The 11029-nt window shown below is 50.2% G+C and carries 8 protein-coding genes and 1 tRNA gene; 3 read left to right on the top strand and 6 right to left on the bottom strand.

The genetic code is table 11. The features are described from left to right. Positions 1-35: 35 nt before the first annotated feature. A complete protein-coding gene (locus BXP70_RS06335; RefSeq protein ID WP_086593170.1) occupies positions 36-701 on the bottom strand; it encodes a uracil-DNA glycosylase in 666 nt (221 codons plus the stop codon). A 110-nt stretch (positions 702-811) separates the two neighbouring features. On the opposite strand from BXP70_RS06335, the gene apaG reads away from it, so the two are divergent. Together apaG and BXP70_RS06325 are read left to right on the top strand one after the other, a co-directional pair. Beyond that, a complete protein-coding gene (gene apaG, locus BXP70_RS06330) occupies positions 812-1198 on the top strand; it encodes a Co2+/Mg2+ efflux protein ApaG (RefSeq protein ID WP_086593206.1) in 387 nt (128 codons plus the stop codon). A 253-nt stretch (positions 1199-1451) separates the two neighbouring features. Beyond that, a complete protein-coding gene (locus BXP70_RS06325) occupies positions 1452-2114 on the top strand; it encodes an O-methyltransferase (protein ID WP_317044456.1) in 663 nt (220 codons plus the stop codon). Positions 2115-2560: 446 nt separating this feature from the next. Here BXP70_RS06325 and kdsA read toward each other — a convergent pair whose 3' ends face one another. Both kdsA and BXP70_RS06315 read right to left on the bottom strand, forming a co-directional pair. Further along, positions 2561-3424: a 3-deoxy-8-phosphooctulonate synthase gene (gene kdsA, locus BXP70_RS06320; RefSeq protein WP_086593168.1), complete on the bottom strand. Its 864-nt coding sequence runs from the start codon at positions 3422-3424 to the stop codon at positions 2561-2563. A gap of 107 nt (positions 3425-3531) precedes the next feature. Beyond that, positions 3532-4137, bottom strand: coding sequence for a methyltransferase domain-containing protein (locus BXP70_RS06315; RefSeq protein ID WP_086593167.1), 606 nt, complete (start codon positions 4135-4137; stop codon positions 3532-3534). A gap of 120 nt (positions 4138-4257) precedes the next feature. Here BXP70_RS06315 and BXP70_RS06310 point away from each other — a divergent pair, with 120 nt between their 5' ends. Beyond that, entirely contained in the window at positions 4258-5205 is a 948-nt protein-coding gene (locus BXP70_RS06310) for a hypothetical protein (protein ID WP_086593166.1), read from the top strand. Between the two features lie 191 nt (positions 5206-5396). Here BXP70_RS06310 and cphA read toward each other — a convergent pair whose 3' ends face one another. The 3 genes from cphA to rpsA all read right to left on the bottom strand — a co-directional run bounded on the left by cphA (position 5397) and on the right by rpsA (position 10566). Then, the gene (gene cphA / locus BXP70_RS06305; protein WP_086593165.1) at positions 5397-8021 is read right to left on the bottom strand and encodes a cyanophycin synthetase; all 2625 of its coding nucleotides are present in this window, start codon (positions 8019-8021) and stop codon (positions 5397-5399) included. Between the two features lie 205 nt (positions 8022-8226). Beyond that, positions 8227-8297 (bottom strand) — tRNA-Cys (locus BXP70_RS06300). Positions 8298-8484: 187 nt separating this feature from the next. Continuing rightward, positions 8485-10566: a 30S ribosomal protein S1 gene (rpsA, locus tag BXP70_RS06295; RefSeq protein WP_086593164.1), complete on the bottom strand. Its 2082-nt coding sequence runs from the start codon at positions 10564-10566 to the stop codon at positions 8485-8487. Positions 10567-11029: the final 463 nt, after the last annotated feature.

The following is an 11029-nucleotide window of genomic DNA, read 5'->3' as shown; positions in this document are numbered from 1 at the left end:
AATCCGAATAATCCGTTCGAATCCGTGGTTTAGATTTACCACTGTATCGGTGCTTCGCCGTGCTGTTCTAGGTACGCATTCGTTTTACTGAACGGACGAGAACCAAAGAAGCCCCGATCGGCGGCGTAAGGTGATGGATGCGCTGCTTTGAGCACAAGATGCTTACGGCCATCAATTATTTCTTCCTTCTTCTGCGCGTAGGCTCCCCACAGAATGAACACGACGTGCTCTTTTAAGTTGGAGACCTTCTGAATAACGGCGTCGGTAAACTGCTCCCAGCCCTTTTTCTGGTGTGAGCCTGGCTCGCCTGCCCGAACGGTGAGGGTAGCATTGAGTAGCAGCACACCTTGCTGCGCCCAGCGGTCAAGGTTACCATCAGGAGCGGGTGCTGTACCAGGCAGGTCCTGCTGGAGCTCTTTGAAGATATTTTGAAGCGACGGGGGCGTGCGCACGCCATGGGCCACAGAGAAAGCTAGGCCATGTGCTTGCCCTCGGCCATGGTAAGGATCTTGGCCTAAAATAACCACCTTCGTTTGGTCGAAAGGACAGGCATCGAAGGCATGAAAGATCTGGGCACCAGGCGGATACACGGTGGCAGTGGCATACTCGCCGCGTACAAAAGCAGTCAAGTGCTGAAAATAGGGCTTGTCAAACTCGTCTTGTAGTACGCGCTGCCAGCTTTCTTCTATCTTTACAGACATAGGGAATTTAAATTTTTTACGGTGACAGCTGGCCTTTTTGGTGCTGAGCTGCGTAGATAAACCAAACTTCGGCCACGGCTGTTTGTCCCTCACAGAATTGAATGAGAGCCATGAATACCACGACCACGCAAGGCGTCACGGTTAGCGTCACAACGAATTATCTGCCTGACTATTCCAGCCCTAGCCAAGAACATTACGTATTCGCCTACAAAATTGATATTCAGAATAACAGCGAATACACGGTGAAGCTGCTTCGCCGTCACTGGTACATCTACGACGCGAACGGTGTAGTGCGTGAAGTAGAAGGGGAAGGTGTTGTAGGTCAGCAACCTATCTTAGAACCCGGCGACTCGCACCAGTATGTATCTGGCTGCAATCTTAAGAGTGGCCTAGGAAAGATGCGCGGTACTTACCAGATGGAGCGCCTCGTAGATGGCCGCACATTCATGGTAGAAATACCTGAATTTACGCTTGTCGTTCCGTATCGTCTAAACTAAGTTACTGGTTGCATGGCTAGGTAATTCCTAAATGATCGTTTTAACAAGTAGTTTTGAACGACCAGCCATTTAGCTATTTAATTTCTTGCTCTACCAGGCACTCCAGTACGTACAGTTTTTATTCCGTTCGGGGAATGCGCATGGGCTGCATTCCCCGTTCGTTTTTGCGCTCTACAACGATGTCATCCTACACGATGGCTTCTACGCCCCCTACACCTCTATTGAAGCTAGGCGTAGTGCGTTACTCAAGCGAATGGACACTATTACTGTCCGCGATTTTGGGGCTGGCTCACGCACGGGGGCTGGTCAGCAACGCCGTGTAGGTGCTATCGCCCGCACGGCTGCCAAACCGCGCAAATTCGGCCAGTTGTTGTTCCGGCTAGTCAATCGGTTTCAGCCGCGCGTTGTGCTGGAGCTAGGTACTTCTTTGGGGCTTACAACAGCGTACCTTGCTACCGCCGATTCACGAGCGCAGGTCATTACGTTTGAAGGCTGTCCTCAAACTGCCGCCATTGCGCAGCAAACATTCGAAGAGCTAGGCTTACAGAATGTAACGCTTATAGAAGGCAACCTTGATGCAACCCTAGCTCCAACGTTAAGAAACCTAGTAGGCCCCGTTGACTTTGCCTTCTTTGACGGCAATCATCGCTACGAGCCCACCGTGCGCTACTTCGAACAGCTTCTCCCCTATCGCACCGACCACAGCGTATTTGTGCTGGATGACATTCATTGGTCAGCAGACATGACCCGCGCTTGGCAAACGATTAAAGCTCACCCGGCGGTCATACTTACCATCGACTTGTTCTTTGTGGGACTGGTGTTTTTCCGCAAGAATCAACCAAAACAGCATTTCCGCTTGCGCTTCGATAATGTGTTTGATAAAATCATGAATCGTACGCGTAGCTTGTCTGCCTAGGTAACCAGATCAGCGAGAAAACACTACAAATAAATTTTGCTATTATAAATAGCAAACAAATGACGCAAATGCCAGTATATTTGGCAAGCGTACGGTTGTCACCCCGCCAACACGACTGTTTTAAGCTTTTAAAACAGTGAAGCCCGTGTTGTGAGCACGGGCTTCGGGATAAGTGGGTGTGTGAGCCACCCTCAAATCCACTGGTATATGGGTAAGGGTCGTACAGACTTGGATGGGCTTCGTTTCCGATTCTCCATCCAGGTTACCACTACCTTCTTGGTGAAGGTACTGGCCGCTTTGGGAGGAGTAGGAGGTTTATACCTCTTATTTAATCCCTAGCAGAACGGTAGCAGGGGGCATTTGCTTCCTGCTACTTTCGTTTTCAACGAAACAAATATACGGTATGTTTTGGCAAAAAATGGACAACAAAATTGACTAATTGGCATTTATAGGCCCGCTACTCCTAGGTCTTTTACGCTACCCGTATCCTGCAAGGCTTGCCGAATATTTGTCAGTTTTATCAGCAAACGTTCCAGCTGATCTAGGGGCAACATATTGGCGCCATCTGACTTCGCTGTGGCTGGTGTAGGGTGCGTTTCGATAAATAAACCATCCGCTCCTACCGCAATAGCAGCTTTAGCAATCGTCTCGATCAGAGCGGGTTGTCCCCCGGTTACACCACTTGCTTGGTTGGGTCGTTGTAAGGAGTGCGTCACGTCCATCACCACCGGCACACCAAAGCTTTGCATCTCCGGTAAGTTGCGAAAATCCACTACCAAGTCGGAATAACCGAAGGAGTTGCCCCGGTCCGTTAGGATGACGTGTTCGTTGCCCGACTGCTTCACTTTATCGACGGCAAACTTCATGGCCTCCCCCGATAAGAATTGACCTTTTTTGATATTAACTACTTTGCCCGTCTTGGCTGCGGCAATTAATAAGTCGGTTTGCCGGCACAGGAAAGCAGGTATTTGCAGCACATCAACATAGTCGGCTGCAAAGGCGGCTTCGCCGGTTTCGTGAATGTCGGTAACGGTGGGTACTCCTATTTCCTTGCTCACCTTCTGCAGAATGCGCAGAGCCGTTTCGTCGCCAATACCTGTGAACGAATCGAGGCGTGAACGGTTTGCCTTGCGGTACGAGCCTTTGAAGATGTACGGGATTTGCAGCTTGTCGGTGATGTGCTTCACCCGTTCGGCAATACGCAGGGCCATCTCCTCCCCCTCAATTACGCAAGGGCCAGCCATCAAGAAGAACTGACCAGAGTTGGTGTTGCGAAAGTGCGGCAGAGCGTCGGCGAGAGAGTTAAACATACAAGAGGAAATGCAGCGTGGAGCAACAGCTCCATGCTTCGTTGAACAATGGGTACAAAAAGAGCTAGGTATAGTAGCTATAAGGCACTACAACAAGTAGCTCAAGCTTATTTCTTTTTCAAACAGACAAACAGTTCCCGTCCTTGGCGTGGCTTAATGGAGTTATAGGCCCTTTCGAAATGAACAAAATCAAAGTACGGCGCAAAATACGTTTCGTACTCTGCCCGATTACCGCCAAACGGTGGTTCTTGCCTAGGTCCAAAATCTGCATCGAACAATAATCCCATTAAAGTTCCGCCTTTGCGTAAGAGCTGAGCACACTTTTGCGCGTAAGTAGCGCGCTGCGTGGGAGGCAACGCACAAAAAAATGTTTGCTCTATTATTAGATCGTAGGGAAGCGCAGGAGACAAGGCAAAGAAATTTTGCAACAATAAATGCTCTTGGGGAAAGCTAGGTACCCGCGCCTGAAATGCCGCGATTGGCTCTGGTGCTACTTCTACGACGAAGACCTGCGTAAAACCTAAACTATGCAGATACTCAGCTTCATAACTATTGCCAGCGCCCGGAATTAAGATGCGACGGGCGTCGGGTGGGCCTAGCTGCATAAAATAATCGCGCAGAGGCGGCGTTATAGCGCCCACGTCCCAGTCGGTGCGACCCGTGGTATAACGCTCACTCCAGTAGGAAGGATCAAAGATTAAATCCAAATTCATCCGGATTTAGTAACTATGTAATGTATTTGCGTAGGCGGCTAATCCGTTTATTTTTGCGAATAAAGGTAATGCGCCAGCCGGACAGTCCGGGCTTTACTCATTTAAACACCCACCTTTCATATGGAACAAAACACCAGCCCCGAACCACAGAAAAGCAACCGGGCCCTACTTTGGATAGCCCTAATTCTGGTTTTGTTGGGCATTAATGCCGTGCTGATTTACATGAATCAGCAGAAAGGCAAGCAGAATGAGCAACTTACTGCCACTGTGCAGGAAAAGGACACGAAGCTAGAAGAGCAAATCAAGCAATTTGAAGCACTCAAAGCTGATTTCGAGCGACAAAGCCAGGAAGTACAATCCATGGGGCAGTCGAACGATTCGCTAGAAGCCAAGATTGCCTCCATCAATGCTGACTTGCTGAAACTCCGTTCCTTTAAGAAAGGCAGTTTCTCTATTGCTGACCAGCAACGTTTCAAGCAGCGCGCTGCTAATTTGGAAAGCCAGTTGAAAGCAAAAGACGCTGAAATTGCCCAGCTCAAGCAGGACAACGAAGCGCTTTATACCGAGACAACTACTCTGAAAGAGCGTCAGAATAAGCTCACTGACACCATTTCGACGGTAGTACGCTCTAATCAGGAACTTACAGAGAAGGTAACGATTGCATCACGCTTACAAGCCGAGAACATCAAGGTAGGCGTCATCAATAGCCGCAACAAGGAAAAGGATGACGAAGAAAATGAGTTCAAAGCCAAGCGTGTGGAAAAGGTAAAGGTAACCTTCAACATTGCGCGCAATGATGTATCACCCAAAGAAACCAAGGAGATTATGATGCGGCTGATCGAACCTGATGGCTCAGCGCTCTATAACCTGAGCACTGGCGGCGGCACGTTCATGATCGACGGGGCAGAAGCATTCTACACAGCCAAGCAAGATGTCGTGTACGATAACACGCGCCAGCCCGTGCAGTTTGTATATGCGAAAGGCGCTCCTTACAAGACGGGTCTGCACACGGTTGAGCTGTACTCAGGCGGTGTTATGATCGGCAAGACTACATTCACGCTGAAGTAACCTGAACCACGGATTCGGCGGATTCATCGGATTTCACGGATTTTGTGAGCAAGTAATAACTTAGGTTACGATCAATAAAAAGCCTTCCCGCTTGCGGGAAGGCTTTTTGACTTTTAAGCTATGCTAAAAAGAAAGAAGAGACAATCGACTACAAAATCCGTGAAACCCGATGAATCCGTCGAATCCGTGGTTCAGACGGACTGTTCATAGGCTTCTAGTTTTTTAATGGTATCGCTGATGTTCTCCGTGAGCAAGACGATAACCGATCCTTCTGGAGACGTTGCTAGCACGTGGTCGATGGCCTCCATTTCATTTTCAATGTAGGTAATAGGCAAGTCAGCTTTGTCGAGGCGCAAGCCCCGAGTCATCAACTCGCGTAGTTCGGCAGCGGTTTTGCCACGCAGGTCCCGGTCTTGCCGTAATATAATTTCGTCGAAAGTGCGCCCTGCTACCCGCGCAAAACCTAAGGTATCCTCTTCGCGCCGATCACCTAGCCCCGATACTATCCCAATTTTGCGGGTGGCAGTGGTATTGTCTAAAAATTCCGCAAACTTTTCAATACCAGCCGTATTGTGGGCATAGTCAACAATGACTTCGAACTTCGGGAACCGGTACACGTTCATGCGGCCCGGCGTTTTAGTAGCAGAGGGCACAAATGTGCGCAAGGCGGTTTTGATATCGTCTTTCTCGAACCCAGCTAGGTAGGTTGCCAGCGCCGCAGCCAGCGAATTTTCGATATTGAAGCCTGCTCTGCCACCAAAAGTTATTGGGAACTCAGCGGCTCTATCGATGCGCAGCTTGTAGCTGTTTTTATAGATCGTGACGTAGCCTTCCTCGTACACGGCCGCCACTCCTCCTTGCTCCACATGCTCGCGAATTCGAGGGTTATTCTCGTCCATGCTGAAGAAAGCAACCCGACATTCCAACGTCTTAGCCATCCCGTACACCAAGTCGTCATCGGCGTTGAGTACGGCCCACCCGTTCTTCTGTACTGTACGCGGCACAACGGCTTTCACCGCCGCCATTTCCTCCAGCGTGTGAATATCCCGCATACCTAGGTGGTCAGCAGCTACATTGGTTACCACAGCAATGTCGCAGGCGTGAAAGCCTAGCCCCGAACGCAGCATGCCACCACGCGCCGTTTCCAACACTGCGTAGTTGACGGTAGGGTCTTTCAGAACGAACTCAGCACTTTGTCCACCGGTGCAGTCACCTTTTTGCAGCTGTTTGTTTTGAATGTAGATGCCATCGGTGGTAGTAAAGCCTACTTTATAGCCTTTGGCTGCCACAATATGCGCAATCAGTCGAGTAGTGGTGGTTTTGCCGTTGGTGCCCGAGATGGCAATAATAGGAATGCGTGCTGTAGAGCCAGCCGGAAACAGCATATCAAGCACCGGGGCAGCCACGTTACGCGGCAAACCATCGGTGGGCGAAATGTGCATCCGGAAGCCAGGCGCAGCATTCACCTCGATAACGGCGCCGTTTGTTTCATTGAGGGGAATGGCAATGTCGCTCGTCAACAGATCAATGCCGCATATATCGAGCCCAATGATGCCCGCTACGCGCTCCGCCAGTAGCACGTTGTATGGATCTACCAAGTCGGTTACGTCTGTAGCGGTACCACCGGTGCTAAGGTTGGCTGTGCTTTTTAAGTACACGGTCGTGCCAGCCGGCAACACCGATTCTAAGGCCAGGCCTTGTCCTGCTAGCAGGTCTAAAGTATGTTGATCTGCTTTGATCTGGGTAAGTACCTTCTCGTGGCCAACTCCCCGTCGCGGATCCATGTTAACGTGGTCGATTAATTCCTGGATCGTGCGGGTTCCATCACCAGTAACGGCAGCAGGCGTCCGTTTTGCAGCGGCAATGAGCTTACCATTTACCACCAGCAAGCGGTAATCGTCACCTTCCACATACTTTTCCACGATCACAGCCCGCGAGTATTCCTGGGCAGCCTTTAACCCAGCCAGCGCTTCGTTCCAAGTTTTGATCTTGATAGTTGCTCCTTTGCCATGATTGCCGTCGAGCGGCTTTGTTACGATAGGGTAACCTAGCTCATCAACGGCATCTTGCAGGCCTACCGGCGAATACACCGTGGTGCCACGCGGCACTGGTACACCTGCGTCGTGCAACATGGCTTTTGTTCTGTTCTTGTTGCCAGCAATCTCGACGGCGAAATAGCTTGTCTTAGAAGATGTAGTAGCCTGTATACGCTTTTGATTACACCCGTATCCTAGCTGGATAATCGAGGTGTTTTTGAGCTGAATGTATGGGATGTTGCGCGAAGCAGCTTCTGCTACAATGCTCCATGTGCTAGGTCCGAAGAACTCATCTTCTCGGATTTCGTGCAGTTCATCAATAATAGGCTGTAGGTTCACCTCCTGCTCCCGACACAGCGCTTCTACAATCTGCACAGCGGCTTCGGCAGCGGCTCGCCCTGCTCGTTCCTCTTGGTACGAGAAAACCACAAACTCTACCCCTTCTTCACGGGCTGGGTATGATTTGCCCCAGTACACGGGCATGCCTGCTAGGCGCTGGATTTCCAAGGCAACATGCCGAATCAAGTGCCCTAGCGGTTCACCATCAGCAATCTGTTCGCGCGTGAGCGGCGGATATTTAGAAGCATATTTTTTCGCTTCTGCCCCCTGAGGCTGGCTCATAGCAGGAAAGAGCTGCATGATCCTAGCATCGAGTCCAGGCACGGCGTCCGACCACATGTTGGCAAAATCCTCCAAGTCTACTTTCATCACAATTAGCTTGTAATGCTTCACCGACCAGTAACTTGGGCCGCGCATAGTACGCAGGTCAATAATCTTCATAAAAGTGCTTGGGAAAGGAGGAAAGCGTAATAAACAGCCTGCTTGTACGATTTTCTTAAATGTAAGGATTATGTTTTGTCAGCCACAAACCCATTTAGCCTTTACCCTAGCAGCACGTACTCGCTAGTAAACCAGCCTAAAAACAAAAACCCCGGTTGGGGCTAGTCAACCGGGGTACTGAACTACTGAAAACAGGAATCAAAAGAGGTGACGAGCGGATTCGAACCGCTGTAGGAGGTTTTGCAGACCTCTACCTAGCCACTCGGTCACGTCACCAGAATGAGGACGCAAACTTACAGGTTTAGTTGGCTTCCGCCAAACCTGATATCGTTTTTTCGTCTTTATTAGCCTTAAGCAACTGTCTATCTGAAGAAAGCAAATTAAAAAGAATGATTCACCCGCATAGAAAAGGCCCCAGTTCTGCTGGGGCCTTTCCATTTCACTAAATTAAAGAGTGAACTGCTTACGCTTGCTCGTCTTCTTTTTTAGTCTCATCCGTGTCGAGCAAGTGCTTTGCACGTTCTACCACGTCTCCAGCTACTTCTTTAGCTTTTTCGAAAGCGGCTGTGTGCGTAGCTGCATCAACAGCGTCGGTAGCTACTTCTTTAGCTTTTTCGAAAGCAGCCGTAGCAGCATTCGCTACAGTCGATAGAATACCACCTTCAACTGCGGGAGCTGGAGTAGACTTCTTTTCAACTTGCGCTTGCAGCTTCTGTTCACCAGCCTGACGCTCGTCACCCATCATCCGGTCACGTAGGGCGCTCAACGCGTCCAGGTCACCTAGGGTCGACTTTTCAGCCGGAGCTGGCTTTTTCGCGTCGTTCTGCTTGCTATCGTTTTGGGCGGCAGCAGGCTGACCAGCAGCTGGCTTCTTCTTCGCGAACTTCGAATTGCGGTCATCTTCTTGTGGTGCTTGCTGGCCGTAAGTAGCCGAGTGCGACAGCACAATGCGACGATCGTCTTTCGAGAATTCTACTACGCGGAAGTCGAGCGTTTCGCCGTTTTCAGCATTCGAGCCGTCTTCCTTCACGAGTGACTTCGGATAAGCGAAGCCTTCGATGCCATAAGGCAACTCTAGCACCGCGCCGCGGTCGTTTTTCTCGGTGATAGTAGCACGGTGTACCGAACCGGGGGTAAATACCGTCTGGAACGTATCCCAGGGGTTTTCCTCCAGCTGCTTGTGGCCTAGAGCCAAGCGACGGTTAGCAACGTCCAGTTCAAGTACTAGCACGTCCAGACGGTCACCTACCTTCACTACTTCTGAAGGATGCTTGATCTTTTTGGTCCACGATAGGTCCGAAACGTGCACGAGGCCGTCAACACCTTCTTCTAGTTCTACGAACAAGCCGAAGTTGGTCAGGTTACGCACTAGGCCGTTATGCTTGGTGCCTACTGCGTACTTCGTGGCGAAGTCGCCGCGAGTCCAAGGATCTTCGGTCAGTTGCTTGATACCTAGGCTCATCTTGCGGTCTTCGCGGTCGAGCGTCAGGATTTGCGCTTCTACCGTGTCGCCCTGCTTGATGAAATCTTGTGGGTTACGCAAGTGCTGGCTCCAGCTCATTTCCGAAACGTGGATGAGGCCTTCCACGCCAGGAATGATTTCCATGAATGCGCCATAATCGGCAACGTTCACGATGCGGCCTTTCACTTTCGAACCTACGCCCATATCGGCTGGCAGCGAATCCCATGGGTGTGGGGTCAGTTGCTTCAAGCCGAGGCTAATGCGCTTCTTGGCTTCGTCGAAGTCCAGAACTACTACGTTCAACTTCTGATCCAGCTGCAACACTTCGCTCGGGTGCGCGATACGGCCCCACGAGATATCAGTGATGTGCAGCAGGCCGTCGACGCCACCTAGGTCGATGAACACACCGAAGTTGGTCATGTTCTTGATAACGCCCTCGAGGATCTGACCTTTCTCCAGGTTGTTGAGGATAGCTTCGCGCTGCTTCTCGAGGTCTTTCTCGATTAGGACTTTGTGCGAAACAACCACGTTGTCGAAAGCAGCGTTGATCTTCACCACTTTCACTTCCATGCGACGACCAACATAGATGTCGAAGTCACGGATGGGTTTCACGTCGATCTGCGAGCCGGGCAAGAAAGCTTCTACGCCGTCTAGCTCCATGATAAGACCACCTTTCGTGCGACGCTTTACAACACCTTCTAATACAGTGTCGTTTTCCAAAGCATCGTAGATAGCCTTCCAAGCCTGCTTGATCTTCGCCTTCTTGCGCGACAGGATCAATTGGCCATTTAGGTCTTCCTGGTCTTCAATGAATACTTCTACCTGGTCACCAACCTTCAGGTCGGGAAGGTCGCGGAATTCAGACAGGGGCACGAGGCCGTCGGATTTGAAGCCAATGTTCAGGATTACGTCGCGGTCAGTGATGCCCACTACGGTACCTTTCACCACTTCTTCTTCCTGGACGGTTGTCAGCGTGTCGCCGTACATCTGTTCCATCCGGGCGCGCTCCTCGGGGCTGTAGTTGCCACCGAAACCACTCGCTCCGACGTTGTCCCAGTCAAAGTTATCTACTACTTCTGCCATATTGTATTTAGCCCTGGCTATACACGTTCCAACCTAGGACTAGCAGTTGGTCCGCGTTTTTGGTAACTACCTGAAGCTCAGCCCCAGACCCTACCACCTTGGCGGGGGCGCAAAGATACTAAAATTGGTCGAAGAAAAACAGCAAGACTTCACAGGATTGCTAGCAGTCAATTGCTTCTTAATAAGTACTGTCCTCCTCTGCTGTAAATCTTATCTGAACACTGTGTTTTAAGTGAAGCCAAGCCTACTTGCAGCAGTTTTCCACTTACCTCTCCCGCACTAGTAGCTACTGGGATATTCTAGCTAGCGCTATTCAACAGCGAAATTTCGTGTAGATCATATTAAAGCATATGTTAACTAGCTAGGATTTTGTGGTATAATCACCAAGCAGATTATAGTAATTATACAATTACACCTAGCTGCTGCTGAATATTTAGCTTATTTGACTTAGTGGAGAGCGAGT

This window comes from Hymenobacter crusticola (assembly GCF_002154225.1).
GTDB classification, from domain to species: Bacteria; Bacteroidota; Bacteroidia; order Cytophagales; family Hymenobacteraceae; genus Hymenobacter; species Hymenobacter crusticola.
Note: the sequence above shows the minus strand (reverse complement) of the source record. Positions and strands in the feature narration are given on the sequence as shown.